19 protein-coding genes are annotated in these 25298 nt (G+C 35.3%); 16 read left to right on the forward strand and 3 right to left on the reverse strand.

Features of this window, described 5'->3' with window-relative positions:
• The first annotated feature begins 62 nt into the window (after window positions 1-62).
• The 9 genes from J2W48_RS07400 (at window position 63) to J2W48_RS07440 (ending at window position 14943) form a co-directional block, all read left to right on the forward strand.
• Complete coding sequence (locus J2W48_RS07400; protein ID WP_310279929.1) at window positions 63-4598, forward strand: glycosyl hydrolase; 4536 nt, start codon at window positions 63-65, stop codon at window positions 4596-4598.
• Window positions 4599-5078: 480 nt separating this feature from the next.
• Window positions 5079-5933, forward strand: a complete 855-nt coding sequence (locus J2W48_RS07405) for a glycoside hydrolase family 16 protein (protein ID WP_310279931.1) — start codon at window positions 5079-5081, stop codon at window positions 5931-5933.
• 3 nt (window positions 5934-5936) lie between these two features.
• Window positions 5937-7043: a glycoside hydrolase family 43 protein gene (locus J2W48_RS07410; RefSeq protein ID WP_310279933.1), complete on the forward strand. Its 1107-nt coding sequence runs from the start codon at window positions 5937-5939 to the stop codon at window positions 7041-7043.
• Window positions 7044-7222: 179 nt separating this feature from the next.
• Entirely contained in the window at window positions 7223-9664 is a 2442-nt protein-coding gene (locus J2W48_RS07415) for a glycoside hydrolase family 2 TIM barrel-domain containing protein (RefSeq protein ID WP_310279934.1), read from the forward strand.
• Between the two features lie 27 nt (window positions 9665-9691).
• Window positions 9692-11701: a DUF2264 domain-containing protein gene (locus J2W48_RS07420; protein ID WP_310279936.1), complete on the forward strand. Its 2010-nt coding sequence runs from the start codon at window positions 9692-9694 to the stop codon at window positions 11699-11701.
• Between the two features lie 15 nt (window positions 11702-11716).
• Window positions 11717-12721 carry a glycoside hydrolase family 43 protein gene (locus J2W48_RS07425; protein ID WP_310279939.1) on the forward strand — a complete coding sequence of 335 codons (1005 nt, stop codon included), beginning with the start codon at window positions 11717-11719 and terminating at the stop codon, window positions 12719-12721.
• Between the two features lie 41 nt (window positions 12722-12762).
• Window positions 12763-13893, forward strand: a complete 1131-nt coding sequence (locus J2W48_RS07430; RefSeq protein ID WP_310279941.1) for a DUF4861 family protein — start codon at window positions 12763-12765, stop codon at window positions 13891-13893.
• Between the two features lie 224 nt (window positions 13894-14117).
• Window positions 14118-14579, forward strand: coding sequence for a Panacea domain-containing protein (locus J2W48_RS07435; protein ID WP_310279942.1), 462 nt, complete (start codon window positions 14118-14120; stop codon window positions 14577-14579).
• Window position 14580: 1 nt separating this feature from the next.
• The gene (locus tag J2W48_RS07440; protein ID WP_310279944.1) at window positions 14581-14943 is read left to right on the forward strand and encodes a hypothetical protein; all 363 of its coding nucleotides are present in this window, start codon (window positions 14581-14583) and stop codon (window positions 14941-14943) included.
• 23 nt (window positions 14944-14966) lie between these two features.
• On the opposite strand, the gene J2W48_RS07445 is transcribed toward J2W48_RS07440, so the two are convergent.
• Window positions 14967-15506, reverse strand: a complete 540-nt coding sequence (locus tag J2W48_RS07445; RefSeq protein WP_310279945.1) for a CvpA family protein — start codon at window positions 15504-15506, stop codon at window positions 14967-14969.
• Window positions 15507-15646: 140 nt separating this feature from the next.
• On the opposite strand from J2W48_RS07445, the gene J2W48_RS07450 reads away from it, so the two are divergent.
• The 5 genes from J2W48_RS07450 to J2W48_RS07470 all read left to right on the forward strand — a co-directional run bounded on the left by J2W48_RS07450 (window position 15647) and on the right by J2W48_RS07470 (window position 19243).
• A complete protein-coding gene (locus tag J2W48_RS07450) occupies window positions 15647-16003 on the forward strand; it encodes a hypothetical protein (protein ID WP_310279947.1) in 357 nt (118 codons plus the stop codon).
• 78 nt (window positions 16004-16081) lie between these two features.
• A complete protein-coding gene (locus J2W48_RS07455; RefSeq protein ID WP_310279949.1) occupies window positions 16082-16609 on the forward strand; it encodes a hypothetical protein in 528 nt (175 codons plus the stop codon).
• Between the two features lie 192 nt (window positions 16610-16801).
• On the forward strand, window positions 16802-17821 hold the full coding sequence (gene pheS / locus J2W48_RS07460) for a phenylalanine--tRNA ligase subunit alpha (RefSeq protein ID WP_310279951.1): 1020 nt from the start codon (window positions 16802-16804) through the stop codon (window positions 17819-17821).
• An 81-nt stretch (window positions 17822-17902) separates the two neighbouring features.
• On the forward strand, window positions 17903-18310 hold the full coding sequence (locus J2W48_RS07465) for a hypothetical protein (RefSeq protein ID WP_310279952.1): 408 nt from the start codon (window positions 17903-17905) through the stop codon (window positions 18308-18310).
• A gap of 114 nt (window positions 18311-18424) precedes the next feature.
• Window positions 18425-19243, forward strand: coding sequence for a hypothetical protein (locus tag J2W48_RS07470; RefSeq protein WP_310279953.1), 819 nt, complete (start codon window positions 18425-18427; stop codon window positions 19241-19243).
• Between the two features lie 174 nt (window positions 19244-19417).
• On the opposite strand, the gene J2W48_RS07475 is transcribed toward J2W48_RS07470, so the two are convergent.
• Both J2W48_RS07475 and J2W48_RS07480 read right to left on the reverse strand, forming a co-directional pair.
• Window positions 19418-19987 carry a 5-formyltetrahydrofolate cyclo-ligase gene (locus J2W48_RS07475; RefSeq protein WP_310279954.1) on the reverse strand — a complete coding sequence of 190 codons (570 nt, stop codon included), beginning with the start codon at window positions 19985-19987 and terminating at the stop codon, window positions 19418-19420.
• The gene (locus J2W48_RS07480; RefSeq protein ID WP_310279956.1) at window positions 19977-20954 is read right to left on the reverse strand and encodes a succinylglutamate desuccinylase/aspartoacylase family protein; all 978 of its coding nucleotides are present in this window, start codon (window positions 20952-20954) and stop codon (window positions 19977-19979) included. The genes J2W48_RS07475 and J2W48_RS07480 overlap by 11 nt, the downstream gene beginning before the upstream one ends.
• A 135-nt stretch (window positions 20955-21089) precedes the next feature.
• Between J2W48_RS07480 and uvrC the strand changes: the two genes are divergently transcribed.
• Both uvrC and J2W48_RS07490 read left to right on the forward strand, forming a co-directional pair.
• Window positions 21090-22886, forward strand: a complete 1797-nt coding sequence (uvrC, locus tag J2W48_RS07485; RefSeq protein ID WP_310279958.1) for an excinuclease ABC subunit UvrC — start codon at window positions 21090-21092, stop codon at window positions 22884-22886.
• Between the two features lie 168 nt (window positions 22887-23054).
• On the forward strand, window positions 23055-25250 hold the full coding sequence (locus J2W48_RS07490) for a patatin-like phospholipase family protein (RefSeq protein ID WP_310280375.1): 2196 nt from the start codon (window positions 23055-23057) through the stop codon (window positions 25248-25250).
• Window positions 25251-25298: the final 48 nt, after the last annotated feature.

Below are 25298 nucleotides of genomic sequence, written 5' to 3' on the forward strand. Positions count from 1 at the left end.
TAATTTGTCATTAACTAAAAAGTAAGCCAAAAATTTTAAAACAATTTTAAATAAGACTTCATATGAAAAAATTATACACCCTTTTATTTTTCGGACTATCCGTCTTTTTGTTCCGGATGCAGGCGCAGACTCCTAATTTGCCAGTTAAAGTAAATTTAGCGACATCATTAAGCGGTTCTAAGACATTCAGCAATAGTACAACTTCGGATGTGATATCATTTCCGTTATCCAATCAGGCAGAGTTTACATTGGAAGTAAAAGCCAAAGTAAATTCGGCACAGGGCAGAGGTTTGGATGTTGAAGTTAAAAATACAGCCGGACTTGGATTCAGGACCTCTTTAGATAAAACTACTTTCAACCATTCCACAGTTTTATCAGCAGTAGAAAATTTAAGTACTTCTGTTGATAATGCTCAGGAACAAACGTATAGGTATGCTGTAAAAAATGGTTTTGTAAATATTTATCAGGACGGGCATTTTTTAGCCTCTAAAACGCTGGATTTTGTAAATAATACTTCAGGAACACAGGACGTGGTATATGGACCCGATAACCTGTTGGGCAAATGGGCGGGAGTGACTGGCAATAATTCGGGTAAACCAAATGATTACGGATGGGCTAATACATCTGCAAGTCTTCCCTGGAATACAGCCAATTCTACCAGTGGCGTGAGATATCTGGATGTAACTTCTGGCCACACATTTGAATCAGATAACACAACTTATAATGGAAGAATCATGTACATCCGCTGGGATAACAGTGCTTACTCGACTTCAACTTACAGTTATCCTGTAACATTAGAAGAAGACCTTAAATACGAATTTTCATGGATTTATGAATATGTGTCCAATTCGGCTCCCGGAACTCCTATTAATGTAGCCATTTCAGCTGCTGCGAACGGAACAGGAGTGATAGCTTCAAAAACATTTGTAACCGGAAATGCCAATAAATTAAGAAAAGGGGATTTTTCTTTTATCGCAACTGCAGACGGGATTTTTTACATCACCATCACAGCAGGATCCGGACTTATGGCAATTGGGGATTTGAATCTTAAATCTGTAAATTTGATAAATGTCTGGGATGGTTTTGTTAATGATAATTCTGGAACACCTGCAGTTTATGGCTGGACCAACTCAGTATCTTCGGCAATTTTTAATACGGCAAACTCGGCAAGTGGCGTGCGGTATATGGATGTAACGTCAGGACATTCCCTTGAATCGGATGGTGCGAATTATTCAGGAAGGTTACTGTATGTAAGATGGGATGGTGCTCAGGAAAATTCCGTTTATTCATTTCCGGTACAACTCGAAGCGGCAAAAGAGTATCAGTTTTCCTGGCTGTATGAATACATTTCCAATTTAGCTCCAGGCTCTCAAATGAATGTATCTGTTTCAACAGCAGTCAATGGCGGAGGTACAGTTCTTGCCACAAAAAGTTTTACAACAGGGGATGTTAATAAACTAAGAAAGGGAGATCTCTCTTTTCAGTCTCAGGCAAGTGGTACTTATTACATCAATATAACCGGTGATAAAGCGCTTTTCGGAATAGGGAATCTGAAGGTTACAGAGCAGCAAATGGCAAATATTGTGATTGGTAAAAATTATGCAGTTGGAGCAGTAGATATGGTCGTAAGTTCCGTTACTTTTGAAGATATAGCTTATGCTCCTGAAAAAATTATCAGTCCTTCAACAGAAACTGTAGAACTTACAAGTAATCTGAATGTTGGAGGGTATGCAAAATCAAAAGTGGTTTTAAATTCGGCGGCGTCTTTATATCTAAAAAATGCCTACAATCCTTTAATCAATACAACCGTAAACTTAAATTCGGCAAACGCGCGATTGTATTTTGAAAATAAGAAACCGAGTGAGGTTATCAGTTCTTATTTACAGTACATTTCGTTCAATGGGGTTCCGGCAGGTAACGGTTCGAATGTACAGGTGACCAATTATGGAAGTGGTGCAGTAGTGGCTCCTTATTCGGTAAACGAAATGCCTCTGGAAGTTTTTACATCAGAAAATTTTGGAGGTACTTCCCAACAATATGCACCTGTTACACCACATGATAATTTAGACACCTTTGATAATGCTATCAAGTCGTTTAAATTAAAAAAAGGATACATGGCAACTTTTGCTACCAATGCAGACGGATCCGGATACAGCAGGGTTTTTATAGCAGAAAATCAGGATTTGGAAGTTCCAATTTTGCCAGTGAATTTAAATGGAACCATCTCATTCATCAGAACTATGAAATGGCACGAAGTTAACAAAAAAGGACTGGCAGGCGGAAGTATCGAGGCTATGAACGCAACCAATATTACATGGTATTACAACTGGAACACGGGAATGAGTTCTACACCAAATATTGAATATGTACCGATAAGACAGACCAATTTCTGGCCTTCGTTTACGCCTGCCTACACAAAAGAGGGCTATACGCACCTTTTAGGATTCAATGAGCCCGATCGTCCTGATCAGGCAAACATGACTGTTGAAGCTGCAATAAGTTCCTGGCCGGCACTGATGAAGTCAGGCTTGCGATTAGGTTCTCCGGCAACGTCAGATCCTTTTAATCCGTGGATGGGCAATTTTATGACCCAGGCTGAAGCTAATAATTACCGAATTGACTACGTGGCGATTCACTGTTATTGGTACAAGACTGCTGCCCAATGGAAAAGCGATTTGCAAAATGTATATGACCGATATAAAAGACCGCTTTGGATTACAGAATGGAACATAGGAGCAAACTGGACAGGGAATAATTTTCCTGATGGCCCAACAGTACTTACCGATGCAAATGCTATTAAGCACAAAAATGATCTGGCGGCAATATTAACCGTGTTGGAAACTACAGATTATGTAGAACGCTATTCCATATACAATTGGGTACAGGATGCAAGGGCGATGTATGTTACTATAGATGATGCTTTTAAAACCAGAAATCCAAACTGGCAAAATTACGTGTGGCTTCAAACGGCACCGGTAATTTCGAGCACAGCTACTAGTTATGTGGTTTTAACCCCGGCAGGAGAATATTATGCGAACAATGCTTCAGCGAAAGCGTATAGTTCAAATAGGGAATTCATTCCAACCTGGAAAACAAAAGCCGAAACACTGAGTTATGAATTGTCATCAGACTATCAAAGCATTACCATAAACTGGACAGGTACCAATAATGATTTAGTAAATAAATATATAGTTGAAAGAAAATTAAACGGCGAAAATGACTTCTCTATTTTTTATGAATCAACAGATTATAAGGTTATTAAACAGACAGATCAGGTTCATTCAAGGGCAGAATACCGAATCAAAGTTGTTGGTAAAGACAATGTAGAGTCAGTATATTCGGCTATACTGGTATTTGAGCAGGCTCCGATTGCTGCTGCTCCGTCAGATATTGAAGGAAAGGCACTATCAAGATCCATAATCAATTTAAAATGGTCAGCGGTTGCAGGTGCAGAATCTTATACCATTAAAAGATCGGAAAGCATAGATGGCATGTATGAAGATGTGGCTGTATATCTAAAAGAAACCACTTTCGATGACATCAATTTACAGGAGAATAAAGACTATTTTTATAAACTGGCATCAGTAAATACAGGTGGTGAAAGTCCATATTCTTCGCCTTTACAGGTTAAAACATTATCATTTGAAATTCCGCCTGCAGTTACAAATGCAAGTTTGGCATACGGTGATGCAAAAGTAAACCTTGAATGGGATTTTATGTATGATGCTGATTTTTATGTAAAAAGATCCAACTCCCCATCAGGCCCTTTTACCGTCATAGCAACCGTTACCGCTAATGAATATCAGGACGTAGCCGTTGTAAACGGTAATCCTTACTTCTATAAAATATCTGCCTTCAACGCTTTAGGAGAAGGTCCTGATTCGGGTATCTTAAGCGCGACACCTGCACCGGGACAAAAAATTACGGGCAGTATAATTGGTCATTCAGGATCTTATCAAAATAGTGGCTTGACAATTGAAAAAGCTTTTGACGAAGACGTGAGTACTTTCGTGGATGGACCAACGGCGATAGGTTATTTAGGTTATGATTTTGGCCCTGATAAAAAAGCCAGTTTAACAGATATCAGATATGTTCCCCGCAATGGTTTTGGCAATCGCATACCGGGAAGTGAAATCCGTGGTTCTAACAGTGAGGATTATATTAATTCCTATGAGGTTCTACACGTGATTACACAAACGCCTGTCAACGATATTTTCACAACTGACAGCGGCTTGGCAACTAAAAAGTACAGATACATATATTGGTACACACCAACGGGTTACGGAAATATAGCTGAACTTGAATTTTATGGCAGTGTTGATACTACTTTATCCACAAACAAACCGCAGCCAAAGTTTGCAGGAAATATAACAGCTTATCCAAATCCTACCTATGGTCAGTTGGATATCAATTTCCCAGCCAACGAAGATTCACAAAAAATTGCAATTTACACTGTAGATGGAAAATTAATTTCTGAATCGGATTATGCGGTCGAAAATGGTAAAATTCACCTGAATCTGGAGAATAATAGCGCAGGGTTTTACTTTGTGAAGTTTCAGTCTCATCCGGAGAAAACAATCCGAATCATTAAAAAATAAAGATTTATAGAAAAATAAGACAGTTAATTTGGTTTTTATAATGTTGAGTTCTTGTAGTGTTGATGGGGGATTGAGTGATCCCCCATTTACTATCTACGAACAAGAGATGAAACTTTGATTTTTATTGGTCTCAAAAATAGTAAGACTATACACTTTAGTGCATTTTGCTTTAGCTTCTAAAAATATTTTAGCCACAAATTACACAAATTAAATTAGTGCTAATTTGTGTAATTTGTGGTTAACAAATAAGTGCTGCCGCCTTGCAGACTTTCAGTCTGCCAACATAATCTATGGACTTTCAGTCCATAGTAGTTTAGTTTATTGAGGCTCCAGCTTTAGCCGGAGAATTATAATTTAAAGACAATAAAAGCCTTTAGCCAAATAAAAATGCTGATTTTTTCGGCTAAGCCAATTTATCTTTTAGCTCAGCAAACCTCCAGCTAAAGGAGGTAATTGATATACTTTTAAAAATGTGTAAAAATGAAATTTAGTATCTGCTTTTTTGGAATTATAGGAAGTGTGTTAGCGTTGGGTTATGGTTGTGTTCCAAATAAAGAAAAAATCACCAAATATAAGGGATATAAGATAGTTTGGAATGATGAATTTTCGATTGACGGCATTCCTGATGAAAAGAACTGGAATTACGAAACAGGTTTTGTGAGAAATCAGGAAGATCAATGGTATCAAAAAGAAAATGCGTATTGTGAAAATGGTTTTTTGATTATAGAAGCCAGAAAAGAAAACAAAGCCAATCCGGATTTTGTTTCTAAAACCCACCGGGACTGGACAAAAAGCAGAGATTCCATAAAAGTTACCTCTTCCTGTTTAATTACACAGGGAAAACATTCCTGGCAATACGGCCGATTCGAGATGCGGGCTAAAATTCCGGTTACAAAAGGAATGTGGCCGGCCTTTTGGACTTTGGGCGTAGAAGGAAACTGGCCTGCAAATGGCGAAATTGATATCATGGAATATTATACGGGAAAAATATTAGCCAATGCTGCATGGAAATCGAATAAACCCGATACAGCCTGGGACAGTTATACAGTTATGCTGAGTGATTTTAAAGAGGACTGGGCAGATAAATTTCATGTCTGGAGAATGGATTGGGATGAACACTGGATTAAATTATATGTTGACGATCAGTTATTAAATGAAATTAATGTAAAAGAAACGATACAAGATAAAAATCAAAAGATAATTCCGTTTCAGCAGCCACATTATTTATTAGTGAATCTGGCTGTCGGAGGAACAAATGGTGGCGAATTCACTACAGCGGATCTTCCATCAAAATTCATAGTAGATTATATCAGGGTTTATCAAAAAAACAAATAAAAAATGAAATTAAACTATTCGATAATTATAAGTTTTGTATGTTCTTTTGTTTTTTGTCAGAACCATTATTTTACTCCGGGAAAACAATGGAAAGATACTGATGGCGTACATATTAATGCACATGGAGGCGGAATTCTTTTTGTGGATGGAACTTATTATTGGTACGGCGAATTTAAAACTTCCGGCCGTAGGGGAAATACATCTTTGCAAGGAGTCAGCTGTTATTCGTCAAAAGATTTGTATAACTGGAAAAATGAAGGTATTGTTTTAAAAGTGGAGCAAAATCCTAATTCCGAAATAACAAAAGGATGTATTATAGAGCGTCCAAAAGTTGTTTTTAATAAAAAAACAGGCAAATATGTCATGTGGTTTCATTTGGAACTGAAAGGACAGGGGTATGATGCTGCCAGAGCTGGTGTTGCTGTAAGTGATAATCCAAATGGACCTTTCAAATTCAAAAAATCCTACCGCCCCAATAAAGGAATTTGGCCAATCGATTTCAAGGAGGAATTTAAATCGGCTTCAACCGATGAGCAGGTTTTGAAATCCTGGACTCCAGAGTGGCTGACAGCTGTAAAAAACGGAATGCTGGTGCGCAGGGATTTTGATAAAGGACAGATGTCAAGAGACATGACGGTATTTGTTGATGATGATTCAAAAGCGTATCTTATTCACTCTTCAGAAGATAATTTGACGCTTCATATTTCAGAACTCACAGATGATTATCTGGATTTTACCCAAAAATGGACAAGAGTTGCTCCGGCTGGTCATAATGAAGCACCTGCAGTTTTTAAGAAAGACGGAATTTACTATATGATAACTTCCGGTTGTACAGGTTGGGATCCTAATGAGGCGCGTTCGTTTAAATCTAAATCGATTTGGGGACCATGGGAATCTTTAGGAAATCCATGTGTGGGTGAAGATGCAGAACTTACATTTCATTCACAAAGCACTTATATTTTGCCTATCGCAGGAAAAAAAGACCAGTTTATTTTTATGGCTGACCGATGGAAACCTGACAATCCTATCGAGGGCAGTTATGTTTGGTTACCCATAACAATCACAGATGAAAAACCAACTCTGAAATGGTTTGATAAATGGAATCAGTAGACTTTTTCAAAATAAAACACGCCATTAATTACATTATATATTTTTAAATGTAGAAAATTATATGTAATAGTCATATATTTGAAAAAGTGTTGTTTTTACACTTGCGTGTCATTTTCTGTAATTTTTAGAAAATGAAGTGTTAGAATCAATTTTATAAGTAACCAAATAATCAGGCACCAATGACTAAAAAGAAGAAATTCATAAAGACACTACTCTTAATTAATTTATTATTAATTGTTTGTGCTTCAAAAATAGCAGCTCAAAACTCCAGTATTGAGCGAAAACAACTTTTTAATTTAGATTGGAAATTTTCTTTAGGAGATGCTGCAGAAAATAGCTCACCTAATTTAGATGATACTAATTGGAGAAAATTAAATGTACCCCACGATTGGAGTATTGAAGGAAAGTCAGAAAAAAACAATATAAGTGCTGGAGATGGTGGTTTTTACCCAATGGGAACTGCGTGGTACAGAAAAACATTTTCAATTCCGTCTGAATGGAAAGACCAAAAGATTGCCATTTATTTTGAAGGCGTTTATATGAATGCAGAGGTATTTATAAATGGAAAATCTGTGGGTTTACAGCCTTATGGTTACACTTCCTTTGAATATGATCTTACACCCTATTTAAAATTTGGACAAAAAAACATAGTAGCTGTTAAAGTAGATAATTCCCAACAAAAAAACAGCAGATGGTACAGCGGTTCAGGTATTTATCGTAACGTATGGTTAACCGTAAAGAATCCTGTTCATATTAAAAATTGGGGGATTGCCGTTACTACTTTGGAAGTTAAAAATAATAAAGCCCAGATTCAGGTTAAAACTTTGGTTAAGAATGAAACTGCCGTTTTGCAAAATGTTTTATTGTCAACGGTTATTAATGATGGAAAAAGAAGAGATATTGCTGATTCAGCCAGTAAAATAGAATTACAGCCAAACGAAGAAAAAGAAGTAATTCAGACTCTTACTGTAGAAAATCCAAAATTATGGTCGGTTGAGTTGGCGAATCTTTACCAAGTGAAGTCAGTAATTAAAACAACTTCAAAAGTATTGGATGTGGTAACAACAGATTTTGGAATCCGAACAATAAATTTTAGTACCGAAAAAGGATTTCTATTAAATGGTAAAAAAATACTGTTGAATGGTGGTTGTGTCCATCACGATAATGGCTCACTTGGAGCCGCAGCTTATGATCGCGCTGAAGAACGAAAAGTAGAATTACTTAAAGCTGCAGGATTTAATGCGGTCAGAACTTCGCATAATCCTCCCTCTGAAGCTTTTCTGAATGCTTGCGATCGATTAGGAATGCTCGTAATAGATGAAGCTTTTGATGGTTGGAAAGAAAAGAAAAACGATTATGACTATGCTATAATTTTTGATAAATGGTGGAAACATGATGTAGAGTCTATGGTACTAAGAGACCGAAATCATCCTTCTGTAATTATGTGGAGTATTGGTAATGAAATTATTGAACGAACCAAACCTGAGGCAGTTGAAACAGCAAAAATGCTGGCAAATGCCATTAGAAATATAGATGCTGCACGTCCCGTAACATCTGCAATGACAACCTGGGACCAGCAGGGTTGGGATATTTTTGACCCTTTGATGGCTGCTCATGATGTTGCCGGATATAATTACCAGTTGCATCGTGCAGAATCAGATCACGAAAGAGTGCCTTCCCGAATCATTCTGCAAACCGAATCATACCCAAAAGATGCTTTTGCCAACTGGAATTTGGTTCAGAAACACCATTATATTTTAGGAGATTTTGTTTGGACTGCAATGGATTATTTAGGTGAATCAGGTATTGGCCGTTATGTTTATCCTGGAGAGACGGAGGGAGAACACTGGACAGGAAATTTCTACCCTTGGCATGGAGCCTATTGTGGTGATGTTGATTTAATGGGCTGGCGAAAGCCAATTTCTCACTACAGGAGTATGCTGTATAATGACAACGAGAAAATATATATGGCTGTCCGGGAACCAAATCCGGAAAGCGGCCCCATTAAATTGACAATATGGGCTGTTTGGCCAACATGGGAAAGCTGGACATGGCCTGGCTATGAAGGCAAAAATATTGAAGTGGAAGTATATTCGAAATATCCAAAAGTAAGATTGTATTTAAATGGAAAAAGTATTGGAGAAAAAGAAACTTCTAAGGCACAGGAATTTAAAGCAACTTTTTCAATTCCGTATGTAAGCGGTGAACTAAAAGCTGTTGGTTTGGATAATGGAAAAGAAGCTGAATCGGTTTTATTAAGAACTGCCAATCAGGCTTCTAAAATTAAATTAACCGCTGATCGTAAAACTATAAATGCAGATGGTCAGGATTTAGTATATGTAAGCATTGAAATCACTGATGATAACGGTATTTTGAATCCAAATGCAGAGAATGAACTTACTTTTAAGGTTTCAGGTGCCGGAACAATTGCAGGAGTTGATAATGCTGATCTAAAAGATACTGATTTATATGTAGCGAATACCCGAAAAGCATGGCATGGTCGTGCTTTGGTAATTATTAAAAGTAATAATGAATCGGGAGTTATTAATCTGGAAGCCACTTCTCCGGGATTAAAGAAAAGTGTAATTAAGATACAATCTGCTGGGAAAAATAAATTGTAAATAGAGAAATTACAAAATCAATTCAAAATGAATCAATTAAAAACATTGTTGCTTTTAGCGAGTATTTTTAGTGTGTCTTTATTTTCACAACAAAAAGAAAATACCGCTAATGTATTTCAGGTAAAAAATCCTGATTATAAGATCAGTCCTTACACAGGAATGACAAAACAGCATTGGAAAGATGCGGCACTTTATTTATTAGAAGGGGCATTTAGTTACATTCATACATTAGATGATCCGATGCAATTTCCTAAACAAGAGGGAAAAAGCTATCCTGTAAATGAAGGCCAGATTCCAACAGAAAAACTCGAAGGACTCTGCAGGACTTTATTTATCGCCTCACCGTTATTAAAAGAGAATCCGTCATTAGTGATCAATAATATTAAGGTCGCAGATTACTACCGATATCAAATAGGGAAATTAACAGATCCAGCCAGTCCGTCCTATATTGAACCTCGTGCTAAAAATGGCGGACCTAACCAAAAATTAGTTGAATTTGGAGCCCTGGCACTTTCATTGCTTACAAATCCTGAAGTTTTATGGCAACCTTTACCTCAAAATCAGAAAGATGATTTGGCTAAAATAATGCTCAGTTATGGCGATGGACCAACAGTTGATTCTAACTGGAAATTTTTCAACATTTTTGTGCTGAGTTTTTTTAAAGAACAAGGCTATAGCGTTAATGAAAAATTATTGGTTGAGTATTTAGAAAAATCACTGAAACATTATCGCGGTAATGGCTGGTATAATGACAGTCCTGCTTTTGATTATTACAGCATGTGGGCGTTTCAGATGTACGGCGCGATTTGGTCAGAGTATTTTGGTAAAAAAAATTATCCTGAAATTGCAGCTAAATTTGCCGGTAATTTTAATGATTTAAAAGACAATTACCCGTACTTATTTAGCAAAGATGGCGAAATGATTATGTGGGGAAGAAGCATCAGTTACAGAACCGGTGCTGTTGTACCTTTTCCCTTAATGGGATTTCAAAACGATCCAAATACCAATTATGGATGGATGCGGAGAATTTCATCAGGTGTGATCAAACAATTTTTAACACATCCTGATTTTATGAAAGACAATGTACCCACACTCGGTTTTTATGGTGCCTTTGAGCCGGCGGTTCAAATTTACAGCTGCAGGGGAAGTGCCTATTGGATGGGGAAAGTATTTTTAGGTTTACTCGTTCCGGATAATAATCCTTTTTGGAACACCAAAGAAAACAATGGTGATTGGGATACGAAGTTTAAAAAAGATGAGGTTTACAATAAATATCAGGGAGATTCGCAGATTTTAATAACGGATTATCCTAATATTGGCGCTTCTGAAATAAGGGCCTGGTGTAATGAAAAGGTAAAAGACGACTGGCAAAAGTTCAGATCAACAGAGAACTATAACAGACTGTCCTATAATAGTGCTTTTCCGTGGCAGGCCGATGGCGAAAATGGAGAAGTAGCTATGAATTATGTTATAAAAAACAAAAATAATATGTGGGAAGCCTTTAGATTATACACATTTAAAAAATTTGAAAACGGTGTTTATTACAGAAATGTTGTTTTAGAAACCGATGAAAACATTCAATTCAATTTAGCGGATATTCCGTTGACCAATGGAATTTTAAGAGTAGATAGAAACAATAATGATAAACCAATTTCAATGCGTTTGGGACATTATGCGCTGCCTAAATTAGACAAGGAAATAGTTACCACTAAAAAAAATGTAGAAGGATATGAGGTAACTATTATTGATAATGGAAAATATCAATTAGCGATGGTTCCGATTTTGGGATGGGACAAGACAGAAGTTGTAAATGCAAAAGGATTACACCCGGAGAGTGATAAAAGTGCTGTGATTAATATCACCAGCGATTCAAAAAAATCAACTCTTTATGCTACTTTGATGCTTTGGAAGAAATCAGGAGAAAAATGGAAGAAAAATGAATTGATTCCTGTGAAAATTCATGAGCAGGAAAATGGAACTGTTAACCTGGAATTTGATAATGGAATTAAAAAGGTAATTGACTTTAATAAAAATTAGAATAAACAGATAAACATGAAATTAATCAGGATTTTTACTTTGGCTATTGTAGCTGTCCTATATCCACACAAAAGTCATTCACAATCAATTGAATTCAATAACCCAATTGCAGAACAGCGAGCAGATCCATGGGTGCATAAAACAGATGCCGGTGAATATTACCTGATAGCTACTGTCCCTGAATATGATCGTATTGTACTACGAAAAGCCAATAGTATCAACGGCTTAAAAGAGGCCAAAGAAAAAGAAATCTGGCATAAACATGAAAAAGGCGTTATGGCAAACCACATTTGGGCCCCTGAACTGCACAGGATAGACGGAAAGTGGTACATTTATTTTGCTGCCGGTGAGTCTGAAAATAAATGGAATATAAGAATGTGGGTATTGTCTAATCCATCAGCAGACCCGATGCAGGGGAAATGGACAGAAGAAGGACAGATAAAAACCAAAATAGATTCATTTTCCCTCGATGCCACAACCTTTGTGCACAATGGTAAACGATATCTGATATGGGCGCAGAATGCAAGAGGAGGAGACCATGGAACAGCTTTGGTTTTATCTGAAATGAAAAACCCAACCACACTTACAGGCCCAGAAGTAATTTTAACAGAACCTGAATTTAGCTGGGAAAGACAAAAATACAATGTCAATGAAGGGCCAGCTGTAATCAAAAAGAACGGAAAAATATTTGTAACCTATTCTGCCAGTGCCACAAACTACAATTATTGCATGGGGTTGTTATGGATCAATGAAAAAGCCGATTTACTAAATGCTGCCAATTGGAATAAATCTCCGGGACCTGTTTTTTATACAAATGAGGATTTAAAAAGATACGGGCCTGGTCATAATTCATTTACCACTGCTGAAGATGGAAAAACAACCATAATGATTTATCATGCCCGGGATTACAAGGAAATACAAGGACATGAATTATCCGATATAAATCGCGCAACCCGTGCGCGCGTTGTAGAGTGGACAAAAAGTGGTTTTCCCGATTTTATGCAAAACAAAAAAGATTAAATGCTAACTTAGGGTGAGTACAATTAATTAAAAGAAAATTCATGAAATTTATTAAATTCTTTTTTTGCTTTGTCTTTGTAATACCTGTGACTTTTTTGGCACAAACAAAAGCAACTATAACTATTGAAAACAATTCGGCTTTGGATCGAAAAGAAGCCGTTGTCGCAATAAACTGGAAAACGATTTTAAACAGTTTTCCTAAAATAGATACTGCAAATTTCGTTGTGATTAATCCAAAAACCAAAAAACAAGTTGTTTTTCAATTAGAACATCAGGCTAATGCTGCAATTCAAAATTTACTGGTTCAGGTTGATATTAAGGCAAAATCGAAACTGACTCTTTTTGTGCAAAGCGGAAAACCGGAAACATTTGCCGTAAAAACCTATGCCAGATATGTTCCGGAGCGCAAAGATGATTTTGCATGGGAAAACGATCAAATTGCCTTTCGCACTTACGGCAAAGCAATCGAGGGCTCAAACGAAGATGCTTACGGCTTTGATGTCTGGGTAAAACGCACGAATAAAATGGTAATTAACGAACGCTATAAATTAGCCGATTATCATACAGATCATGGGGATGGGTTGGACTATTATCAGGTAGGGCATTCATTAGGTGCAGGAAATATGGCACCTTATGTAAAAGATACCGTTCGATATTCAGCCAACTATCACAGATGGAAAGTGCTTGACAATGGTCCTTTGCGTTCTACATTTCAATTAATCTATGATGCGTGGGACGCGGGTGGAATAAAAGTGAATGCAATAAAAACGATATCCTTAGATGCCGGTTCACAGCTCAGCCGTATCGAAAACAGTTACACTTTTGATGGCAGTAAACCAATGCCGGTTGTTGTAGGAATCAGCAGAAGAACTGAAGCCGGAAATATTTCATTAAATGAACAGCAGGGAATTATGGCGTATTGGGAACCGACTTCTGAAAAAAATGGTACCACGGCTGTAGGTTCCGTATTAACCACACCAGTTAAAAACATGTGGGCAGATAAAATACAACTCTTAGCACAAACAGAAGTTAAAAGTAACGAGCCTATTATTTACTATACCGGTGCTGCCTGGGATAAGGCAGGAAAAATTACTGATGCTAAAAAATGGCTTGAATATCTTGAAAATTTTTCTCAGGAAATAAGGAATCCTTTGGTTATAAGTGTTAAATAATAACAGCCTAAAAGAATTGTGAAAAAAATATTGAAGTATAAAATGCACGATTTTGTCATTTGACAGAATCCTAAAATAATGTTTTTTCTCAAATTTAAAAGATAAGGATAATTATTTTAAAATAGAATAAAATTTTTGAAAGTAGCTCATTAGCAAAACAATAAAGGTCAAAATTGTAAAGCAATCTAATTTTAATTAACTTTGAAAAATAATAGTGTATAATTATGGCTTACAATCCCACAACTGTTGCTAATTATTTCATAGATAAATATTCCAAAACCGGAAACCTTACTCCTATGAAAATAATCAAGCTAACTTATATTGCGTATGGCTGGTATTTGGCCCTGACAGACAAAAAGAAGAGGTTAATTGATGAAAACCCGATTGCCTGGGATTTCGGTCCGGTTTTCCCTTCGTTGTATTACAGCATAAAGCAATACAAAAAAGAAAAGATTACCGAAAAAATTCCAAATGCAGCTAGAGACGAAAAAATTACAAATGAAGACGAACAGTTTTTAGATAAAATCTGGGAAGTGTACGGAAGATTTGACGGAATATATTTAAGTGCGTTAACACATATTGAAGGCACGCCATGGCAAAAAGTATATCGTAAGGATTCTAATGCCGTCATTTCTGATGAAGATATTTTTGAGCATTATAATAATTTAAAACCAATTGCTACCTAAGATGTCGTTACTCAATTTAAGCCGTATTTCTATTGAAAACAGTGCAGCAGTCAGACCTGTAGATATTGATAATGCCCGTATTCAAAACCAGATTCTGGAAGACAGACTGGGAAATGCAAAAGTGGGAAGGTTTTTAGAAGACACGAAACTGCGAAGATATCTCACGTACATTTTCTCATTTATTATTTTCCTTTGGCTGGCCGCCGTTATCTCTATTCTGTATTTCAATGACTATTTACTGCATTTAAATCTTTCAGAAAACGTACTGATTACCTTATTGACAACTTCATCCGTAAATGTAATTGGCATGATGCTGATTATTTTGAAAAATTTATTTCCACAACAAATCAATCAAACTGAATAGTAGGATCGGCTGAATCCGATAAGCTATTCTTTTTTTGCTGGTTCTGCTTCTTTTTCAGCATTTGCTTTTTTCAGACTTTCATATCCTTTCTCAATTGAAGGATACACAAAAACAGCGACTTTTTTAATTGGATTATAAAACATTGATTGATCTAAAGTTTCTTTTTTGGCAAAAGTATTGTTGAAGTTGATTTTCTCAAAAAGTGCAATTACAATACTCAAAATCAAAATTGTTTTCAAAACCCTAAACAAGCCTCCGCCTAATTTATTCATCCACCCCAAAAAGGCCAGATCAGCAATTCCGGTTAAGATTTTTGCTAATAAATAAACACCAATAACCACAAGAATAAATACCAAAATAAATGCCGCTGCCTGAATTGTATTAGGATTCCAGGAAACATGCTTCATGATGAGTTCTTTCATAAAGGAGGAAAATTTAATCGCTATATAAATTCCCAGTACTAAAGAAATAAAAGAAGCTACTTCTATAAAAAGACCATTTTTAATGCCTTTGTACAGGCTGAAAGCCAAAAGTGCCCCTAAAATCATGTCTAAAAAACTCATATTATTTCTTTATTTAATGAGAGGCAAATATAAAAGAATTATAAGGGATTCATTCTCAAATTTCAACTCCGTATCTTTGCAGGCTAAATTTTATGATTTTTGAATTTATAATTCACAATTCATACTTCACAATTATAGAAATGTCCAGAGATACACAACTAAAAGAACGCTGGGAACAGCTTGTTAACATACTTTCCAACCAGTTTTCGCAAGGCGAAGATTTAGATTTGGATGCCATAATTTATTTAATTGGCGTTCAGGAACTCGGAAAAGTGCACCGCGAATTCAAAAAAGACGAAAAGCTGAACCTAATGCACATCGCCATTTGCAGATTATTAGAACCTTATGGCTTTTATGAATTCGAATATTTTGATGAAGATGGCTGGCCGCATTATAAAGTAAAAGAAGAATTGCCGCCATTAAAAGCAGGAGAGCAATCGGTTTTAATGAAAGAAGCAATTGTAAATTATTTTTTAGAAAGAGAACTTATTAAATAGTTTTTCAGTTGCAGTTTCTTGCTGAATGAAAACTGAAACGGGATACTTCATTTTTTAGCAGAATAAAAACAAATCGGGATGTGTAGATATGCAATGACATCATATAAGCCTCATTACGCTTGTTTTAATTGTTATAAAACATTTAAAAGAAGGCTTAAAAAGGATGTAAAAGATGGTAAAGAATCAATATATGAAGCCAAATGTCCGGAATGCGGGGAATTAATGGCAAATATGGGACTGGATTTTGAATCTCCGAAAAAAGAGGATGTAAAAAAATGGGAACATTTGAAAAGCCTTTATTCTGTCGGGATTACTTTTCATTCCTGTGGTTGTAACGGACCAGGATATATTCCTAATTCAAAGGAAAAATTAATTGAATATTTTGAAGAATTAAAAGAGAACTATCTTAAAAATATTGATTTTTGGCGTAGTAGAATTGAGCCAGCCACGGCAAAGGAAAAAGACCAGGATATTCAGCGTAATTGGTCTGAATTAAGTAAGACTTCATTAAACTATAAAAAAGATATCATTAAAAATCAAGATGGTGTGAATTTCTGGCTTGAAAAAGTAAAGGAAATCGAAAGTAAAATTACTCTGATAAAATAGATTTATTGAAGAAATTATATCCAAAATGTAAGCTTCAACCGGTTCTTGAAACAATTTGTTGCTGAAAGTTGCGTTTTCTTAATTTGGGAATTGTTATACTAAGAATCTCACAATTGTAAAGGAAACTTTAAACTTTAAATATTAAACTTGAAACAAATTCACTAAATTTGCTCCCTCAATTATAGAATGAAAATGATAGATAAGATAAAAGACTATATTGGCGAAGCACAAGCTTTTTCAACTGAAAATGCTGCAGAGCTAGAAGCATTCCGTATTAAATTCTTGGGAAAAAAGGGCATTTTGAATGACTTTTTTGCAGAATTTAAAAACGTGCCTAACGATCAGAAAAAAGAATTCGGACAAGTTATAAATGCTTTAAAAACAGCTGCTGAAGATAAAGTAAAAGCAATTGTTGAAGCTTTAGAAAGCAAAGAAGAGGTAAAAGGTTATTTTGGAGATTTAACCCGTTCGCCGGAACCTGTTATTATTGGCTCCCGTCATCCTATTTCGATTGTTAAAAACCAGATTATAGATATTTTTGCCAATATTGGCTTCAACGTTTCCGAAGGCCCGGAAATCGAAGATGACTGGCATAATTTTACTGCCTTAAACTTACCGGAATATCATCCGGCACGTGATATGCAGGATACTTTTTTTATTCAGACCAATCCCGATGTTTTGTTGCGTACACACACATCGTCAGTTCAGGTGCGTTATATGGAAAATAACAAACCGCCAATTCGTACCATTTCTCCGGGACGTGTTTTTCGTAACGAAGCTATTTCTTCTCGTTCACACTGTATTTTCCATCAGGTAGAAGGGTTGTACATTGACAAGGATGTTTCATTTGCCGATTTGAAGCAAACATTGCTTTATTTTACGAAAGAAATGTTCGGAAAGTCTAAAATCCGTCTGCGTCCGTCATACTTTCCATTTACAGAACCAAGTGCCGAAATTGATATTTATTGGGGCCTAAAAACCGAAACCGATTATCGTATCACCAAAGGAACCGGTTGGCTGGAAATTGGTGGTTGCGGAATGGTTGACCCGAATGTGCTGAAAAATTGCGATATCAATCCGGATGAATTTAATGGTTTTGCTTTCGGAATGGGAGTAGAGCGTATCGCGATGTTATTGTACCAAATTGGTGATATTCGTATGTTTTACGAAAATGACGTTCGTTTCTTAGAGCAATTTAAAGCAAATATTTAAAATAAAGATATTAGTGAATAGTGATTAGTTAGTAGTTTTCTTCTTTCTAATCACTATTTACTTTTTACTATTCACTAAACAATGAAAAAAGATATAACAATCCCCGAAGTTGAAAACGTATTCCTTGCCGCCGTTCAGGAATGGAGCGACGATTTTATGGAAAAAGTCTGGTATGCTTATCTGGTAAACGACAGTGATTTTCATTTAGACAGTGTTATGGTTGTTTCAAAGGCATTTGGAACCATTGATGGCGAAATGAAAAAAACATCTGTTTTGCGTCATGCTTTTGTTGAGGTTCCGGCTGTTTCAGTAGTAAAAATCGAAATGATCGAGAAAAGCCTTTTGGTTTTAAACAATGAATTTATGGTGACTTTCTTCATCGGGAATACGTTGTATGACAAGAGATTTATCTTCAAATCGAATTTGATCAATGAAAACAACACGGAAGAAGTGCCAATTCTTTTTGTTGAAGGAGTTATGGTAAAATAGAGGTTTTAAAAGAGTGTTTTTACTTGTTAATATACTGAATAATAAGTTCTATAATACTAAATTTTATTTTTCTACATTACTAATTTAGTTTATTTTTGGAGGAAATTTACTATTATGAAGTTTTCTCAAAAAGTTAAAGATATATTTGATATTGTAAGAGCTATCAGTTCTTACATTGCAATTCTTTTATTTTCCTTTGCCTTGTATTTTGCTTATTCTGCTAACAGCATTAAAACTGAAGATATACCTAAATATTTATTTCCATTTGGAAAAATTGTTGCGATATTTTTAGTTTCGTTACCATTTGTACTTTATTTATACGATATAATAAAAATAAAATATATAATTTTTAGAGGTAAGTTGAGTGGCTTTATACTTGAAAAACATCAACTCATAATTGATATATCTGATTCAGATGGTAAAAATGCGACTTTTTATCAGAAGATATTTTTCCATAAATTCAGTAATAATAATAAAGAACAATACTTGTCTAATCTGTCAGTTAGTGGCACTATAAACGCAAAGTCAATTCAAACATTAAACTGCTTTTATTCTTTAGATTCAGATCAAAAGAGTTTAAATTTATCATATGTTAATAATATGAAAAAATTAAATAAAGTGCCTAATTTTTTTAAAGAAAATGATAGGTTCTTAATTTTTTATGCGCACTTGGAAAATACTTTTATTGATAAAAAAGAAAGTTGGGATATTGATGTTCATAATCTTTGCCAGGATTATAATTTACAAATATTCTTACCTGAAAATAAGGGAGTAGATAATGTAAAATTTTTGAGAGTTACTAATAATGAAGAAAAATTAGTTGATAATATACAACCTATCGTTATCAAGTTAAATAACAGATATAAAATTGAGTTGCAAATAATGAATTTTGATAAAAACGATAAGTATAGAGTTACTTGGACTTTAGATTAAGTCCAAGTTCCCCCACCTAATAATTCTGTTCTTGTTTTCATGATTCTATAATTTAGTTATACAAATGTACAATAAATTTTATTCAAATAGATTTTTCCTCTGATGTTAGTCTGATACTTTAGTCTTTATAATTCCATAGAATAATTACTTATTATGAAATAAAAAAATAACAGGTTAAAAACTATAAACTTTCTCAGGTGTCACACAATAATCCAGTTTAACATCTGATTCAAAAACATCATCAATCTGGTTCACGGCTTCAAAAAACGAAAGGCCTATTTTGATAGTTTCCGGTTGGCATTCAGCTAAAAACTTATCATAAAAACCTTTGCCGTAGCCAATACGGTTCCCAAAAACATCAAAAGCCAAAAGCGGAACAAATACTACGTCAATAGTTTGAGAAGGAACTGCTAAACCATTTACTGGTTCCGGAATGTTGTATTCATTTTTTTTGATTTTGGTATTGTCGGTCAATAAAAAATGAGACATAATCCGGGTTTCAAAATCGCTTTTAGAAACCACAATTTCTTTGTCTTTTCCGGAAAGCAGATGCAAAATAAACTCGGTATTGACTTCTTTTTGTTCTTCAATAGGCAGAAAAACATGGTAATAGGTTCTATCCCAAATAGGTAATTGGATTAATTGATTGCTTATTTCGAGGCTTTTTTCTTCAATATCTTTCTCAGAAAGGTTTTTTCGAAGATTTTTATAATGTAATCGCAGCTCTTTTTTATTAGTTGGCATTTTCATCAATATTTTTAGAGATATGGTAAATAGCATCACCTTCATAAACTATAGGTGAATGATTGGCATTGATAACATAGCCATCATGTGGTGCTTTTACTTTTTGCTCGAATTTACCAAATGGATCCGTAATAATGGCTAAAATAGTTCCCTTGGTTACAAATTTGGTAATCATATTATAATCGTGTAATAATCCGGATTGTTTTGCCCTTAACCAAACCGAATTTTTAATATAGATAGAAGGAAACTCGGCTTTTTCAACAACATGTTTCGGGTCGAGCATATTGAGATAATGTAGTAAACGCTTGACTCCTTTTACACCTTCATTGGCAATTGGGTCATTAATATCCAATGATTTACCACCTTCAAAAAGCAGCATTTTTATATTAGCTCTTTCTGAAGTAGTTCTGAAAGAGCCCAAAATATTTTTAGAATATAACGTAAACGGAGCATCAAAAACATCAGCCAAAAGTTTTAATTCTGGATTTTTTTCTGTTATTCGAATTTGAGGAGCATTAAAACGGCTCGCACCTCCTGCATGAAAATCCACAGCATAATCAATAAGGGGCAATACTTCATTTGTGATGTGAAAAGCAAAACGACTAGCCAGCGATCCTTTTTTGCTCCCCGGAAAAACCCTGTTCAAATCACGACCATCAGGAAATTCCCTTGATTTATTGACAAAGCCGTAAATATTGATGATCGGGATACAAATAATGGTTCCTCTTGTTGGACGGTTAATTTTTTTGCTGATGATCTGGCGGACAATTTCAACACCATTTATTTCATCGCCATGAATTCCGGCAGAGAATAAAACCACGGGACCATCAAATTTAGAACGCCTAACAATAATCGGAATATTAAGTTTGGTAGTAGTATGCAATCTCGCAATTTCTACGTTTATCGTTTTGTTTTCTCCGGGCAAAATCGATTCGCCAAAAAGAACCATTGGGGCATTGTTTTTCATGTCGAATTATAAAAGCTAAATATAGAAATTATTCTTTTGATTTCGTAAATTTGGAAAGAATTCATTGTTAAGCTTTCCAATGCAAATCGGAATGATTTTTGACAAGACCTTATCCTATCTTCAGAAATAAACAGCATGCAACTACCATCTTTAGAACTTCAAATCCAAACCCTTCCGGACAATCCGGGAGTCTATCAGTATTATGATAAAGAGGGAAAGATATTGTATGTTGGAAAAGCAAAAAACTTAAAAAAAAGAGTTTCTTCTTACTTCAATAAAATTCACGATACAAGAAAAACGAATGTACTGGTCAGGAAAATCGTAACCATCAAACATATTGTTGTTCCAACTGAAACCGATGCACTTTTATTAGAAAACAATCTAATCAAAACCCTGCAGCCACGTTATAATGTGCTGCTTCGTGATGATAAAAGTTACCCCTGGATCTGCATTAAAAAAGAACCTTTTTCGAGAATATTTTTAACCCGCAGAATGATTAAGGACGGATCTGAATATTTTGGCCCATACACCAATTTCAAAATGGTCTACACTATTCTTGACTTAATCAAGGAATTGTATCCGTTAAGGACTTGTAATTATGATTTGAGTCAGGCAAACATCAATTCAGGTAAATTTAAAGTATGTCTGGAATACCATATTGGTAATTGCAAAGGGCCATGTGAAGGATTGGAATCATTGGAAGATTATCAAAGGCAAGTTGATGCAATCCGTGAAATCCTGAAAGGAAATTTCAAGGAAAGTATGAAAGATTTTAAGCGTTTAATGAATCAATATGCAGAGGATTTGCATTTTGAGGAAGCGCAGAAAATCAAGGAAAAAATAGAAATTCTCGAAAATTATCAATCCAGATCAACCATTATAAATCCGAAAATCACCAATATTGATGTGTTTTCGATAGTATCGGACGAAAGTGCTGCTTATGTCAATTTTTTACAAATTTCGCATGGGTCGATTATTCGTTCACATACTATGGAAATCAAGAAAAAGCTGGATGAAACAGATGAGGAGTTACTTGAATTGGCAATAATCGAACTTCGTGAACGGTTTCAGTTATTATCAAAAGAAGTTATTGTTCCGTTTGATGTTGACTTAGGAGAAAACATTAAAGTGACCGTTCCGCAATTAGGTGACAAGAAGCAAATTTTAGATCTGTCCATTCGGAACGCTAAATTTTACAGAATAGAGCAACTCAAGCAATTGCAAATTGTAGATCCGGACAGACACGTAAACCGCATTATGGCACAAATGCAAAAAGACTTGCGTTTGTCAACCGAACCGAGACATATAGAGTGTTTTGATAACTCCAATATTCAGGGAACTAACCCTGTTGCGGCCTGTGTCGTTTTTAAAGACGGAAAGCCAAGTAAGAAAGATTACCGCCATTTTAATGTAAAAACCGTTATTGGTCCTGACGATTTTGCTTCGATGACCGAGATTGTTTATCGCAGGTACAAAAGGTTGTTAGACGAGAACGAACCGCTTCCGCAACTGATTATTATTGATGGTGGAAAAGGCCAGTTGTCAGCGGCCCTTAAAAGTATAGACGAATTGGGACTACGAGGTAAAATTGCTATTATCGGAATTGCAAAACGCCTCGAAGAACTGTTTTATCCGGGTGATTCTATTCCGTTGTACCTCGATAAAAAATCAGAAACATTAAAAGTGATTCAGCAATTGCGAAACGAAGCGCACCGATTCGGAATCACTTTTCATCGTGACAAACGTAGCAAAGCGGCCCTTAATTCGTCAGTAGAGAGTATTCCGGGTATTGGCGAAAAAACCATGCTTACGTTAATACAACATTTCAAAAGTGTTAAAAGATTAAAACTGGCTACTGAAAAAGAGATATCTGACGTTGTAGGTATATCGAAAGCCAAAAAAATTGTCGACTTTTACAAAATCAATCAGTAAGTTTTTATGAGCCTAATCCAACTGTACATTTCAAAAACCCGGTCAAAAAGCTTTTTTTCCAATGAAAAAAATGGAGCTTCTATGGTCGCTCTTTTTTTACAGGAAAAAATAGTCTTTTGTCTCTCGCAGTTTTCCATTTCCATCTGGGGCAGGGCTGTAGTATTTTTGATGCTTTTTGGACTTACTCCACAAAATTCATTTTCACAGGAAAAAAAGACGGATAGTATAAAAAGACCAAAAATTGGCTTGGTTTTAAGTGGAGGAGGAGCTAAAGGATTTGCACATATTGGGGTTTTAAAAGTACTGGAGCAGGCAGGGATAAAAATCGATTATATTGGCGGAACCAGTATGGGAGCAATAATCGGCGGGCTCTATGCTACAGGTTATAATGCTACCCAGATAGATTCTATTTTCAGGAAAACTAATTTTGATGAATTAATCAATGATTATATTCCCAGGGGATCCAAAAATTTTTACGGAAAACGAAACGACGAATTATATGCAATTGTCCTGCCTTTCAGTAATTTCAGAATCGGAATTCCGGAAGCGCTTTCAAAAGGGACGTATAATTATAATTTATTAAGCAGTCTTACACGTAATGTACGTCATGTTCGCGACTTTAATAAATTACCTACTCCATTTTTATGTATCGGAACCGATATTGAAACCGGCGAGGAGGTTTTGCTTAACAAAGGCAATCTGGCACAGGCTATGATCGCCAGTGCTGCATTTCCATCGTTGTTTTCGCCAGTCGAGATAGATGGTAAATTATTAGTAGATGGTGGTGTGGTAAATAACTATCCTATTAAGGAAGTTCGTAATCTGGGAGCTGATATCATTATTGGAGTTGATGTACAGGATGATTTGCAAACCCGAAAAAACCTGAAAAATGCTACCAGGATTTTGGTTCAGATTACCAATCTGCAGTCTATCGAAAAAATGAAGAAAAAAATAGATGACACTAATATTTACATAAAACCGGATATTCGTGATTTTGGGGTTATCTCCTTTGACAGGGGAGGTGAAATAGTAAAAAGGGGTGAAGATGCAGCATTTGGGGTGTACGAAAAAATTAAAGCTTTGGCAGATGAACAAAATTTTTATAAAAAACCTAAATTAAAAATAGCCTCAGATACACTTCAAATAAATAAAATAAATAATACCAAACTGGAAAATTATACTAAAGAGTACTTAACAAGTAAACTTCGTTTTAAATCAGGAAGTAAAATCTGTTACGATGATCTTCGTCAGGGGATTAACAATATAGATGCAACACAAAATTTCAGTGCGATATCCTATTCACTTGAGCCTAATGATGGTAAAGATGATTTGAATCTTGATCTTAAAGAAAACCCAACCCAAACCTATTTGAAACTCGGATTGCATTATGACGGACTTTATAAGAGTGCTGTGTTATTAAATCTAACCCGAAAGAAAACTTTTTTAAAAAATGATAATACTTCATTGGATATAATTTTGGGAGATAACTTTCGATACGATTTTAACTATTATGTAGAAAATGGTTTTAATATCAGTTTTGGTTTTAACTCAAGGCTGAATCAGTTTAATAGAAATGTAACTGAAACTATTAATAATCAGGCTCCTGAAAACCCAGCTATAAATCTGATTAATGTTGACTTTCTGGATATAACCAATCAGGCTTATTTTCAAACTATTTTTGTGCAAAAATTCCTGATGGGCGGTGGCTTGGAACATAAATTTTTAAAGATAAAATCACCTACAATCGGTAATATGGATCCAACGATTGACAGAAGTAATTACCTTAGTGCTTTCGGGTATATAAAATACGATTCATTTGATAATAAGAGTTTTCCCCGAAAAGGCTGGTATCTTTCAGGAGATGTTCAGACTTATCTCGCTTCGTCTGATTACACCAATCAGTTTAATCCTTTTTCTACAGCAAAAGCAGAAATTGGGCTTGTAAGAACGGTTTTTAATAAAGCAACAATAAAATTTCAGACTGATGCAGGATTTGCATTTGGAAACGAAAGCGTGCCGTTTTTTGATTATATCCTGGGAGGATACGGATACAACAAAATAAATAATTTCAATTACTTTTACGGTTACGACTTTCTTAGTATTGCCGGCGATAGTTATATAAAATCCGCCATAACTTTTGATTACGAAATTTTGAAAAAAAATCATCTCAATTTTTCAGCTAATTATGCTAATCTTGGCGATGATCTTTTTAGTACTGTAGATTGGATAGGAATGCCTAAATATTCAGGTTATGCAGTTGGTTACGGTTTGGAAACTATTATTGGACCAATTGAGGTAAAGTACTCCTGGTCACCTGAACTCCCAAAAGGATATACATGGTTTAGAATCGGATTTTTGTTTTAATATATAATTTAAATCAATAATAATTACGATATTTGTTGTAATGAAAAC

The sequence above is a fragment of the Flavobacterium piscis genome, from assembly GCF_031457575.1.
Lineage (GTDB): Bacteria > Bacteroidota > Bacteroidia > Flavobacteriales > Flavobacteriaceae > Flavobacterium > Flavobacterium piscis_A.

Bases quoted from the DNA above. Each gene is read 5' to 3' on its own strand.
- J2W48_RS07400 (WP_310279929.1), top strand. From the start codon at position 63: ATGAAAAAATTATACACCCTTTTATTTTTCGGACTATCCGTCTTTTTG.
- J2W48_RS07405 (WP_310279931.1), top strand. From the start codon at position 5,079: ATGAAATTTAGTATCTGCTTTTTTGGAATTATAGGAAGTGTGTTAGCG.
- J2W48_RS07410 (WP_310279933.1), top strand. From the start codon at position 5,937: ATGAAATTAAACTATTCGATAATTATAAGTTTTGTATGTTCTTTTGTT.
- J2W48_RS07415 (WP_310279934.1), top strand. From the start codon at position 7,223: ATGACTAAAAAGAAGAAATTCATAAAGACACTACTCTTAATTAATTTA.
- J2W48_RS07420 (WP_310279936.1), top strand. From the start codon at position 9,692: ATGAATCAATTAAAAACATTGTTGCTTTTAGCGAGTATTTTTAGTGTG.
- J2W48_RS07425 (WP_310279939.1), top strand. From the start codon at position 11,717: ATGAAATTAATCAGGATTTTTACTTTGGCTATTGTAGCTGTCCTATAT.
- J2W48_RS07430 (WP_310279941.1), top strand. From the start codon at position 12,763: ATGAAATTTATTAAATTCTTTTTTTGCTTTGTCTTTGTAATACCTGTG.
- J2W48_RS07435 (WP_310279942.1), top strand. From the start codon at position 14,118: ATGGCTTACAATCCCACAACTGTTGCTAATTATTTCATAGATAAATAT.
- J2W48_RS07440 (WP_310279944.1), top strand. From the start codon at position 14,581: ATGTCGTTACTCAATTTAAGCCGTATTTCTATTGAAAACAGTGCAGCA.
- J2W48_RS07445 (WP_310279945.1), bottom strand. From the start codon at position 15,506: ATGAGTTTTTTAGACATGATTTTAGGGGCACTTTTGGCTTTCAGCCTG.
- J2W48_RS07450 (WP_310279947.1), top strand. From the start codon at position 15,647: ATGTCCAGAGATACACAACTAAAAGAACGCTGGGAACAGCTTGTTAAC.
- J2W48_RS07455 (WP_310279949.1), top strand. From the start codon at position 16,082: ATGTGTAGATATGCAATGACATCATATAAGCCTCATTACGCTTGTTTT.
- pheS (WP_310279951.1), top strand. From the start codon at position 16,802: ATGATAGATAAGATAAAAGACTATATTGGCGAAGCACAAGCTTTTTCA.
- J2W48_RS07465 (WP_310279952.1), top strand. From the start codon at position 17,903: ATGAAAAAAGATATAACAATCCCCGAAGTTGAAAACGTATTCCTTGCC.
- J2W48_RS07470 (WP_310279953.1), top strand. From the start codon at position 18,425: ATGAAGTTTTCTCAAAAAGTTAAAGATATATTTGATATTGTAAGAGCT.
- J2W48_RS07475 (WP_310279954.1), bottom strand. From the start codon at position 19,987: ATGCCAACTAATAAAAAAGAGCTGCGATTACATTATAAAAATCTTCGA.
- J2W48_RS07480 (WP_310279956.1), bottom strand. From the start codon at position 20,954: ATGAAAAACAATGCCCCAATGGTTCTTTTTGGCGAATCGATTTTGCCC.
- uvrC (WP_310279958.1), top strand. From the start codon at position 21,090: ATGCAACTACCATCTTTAGAACTTCAAATCCAAACCCTTCCGGACAAT.
- J2W48_RS07490 (WP_310280375.1), top strand. From the start codon at position 23,055: ATGCTTTTTGGACTTACTCCACAAAATTCATTTTCACAGGAAAAAAAG.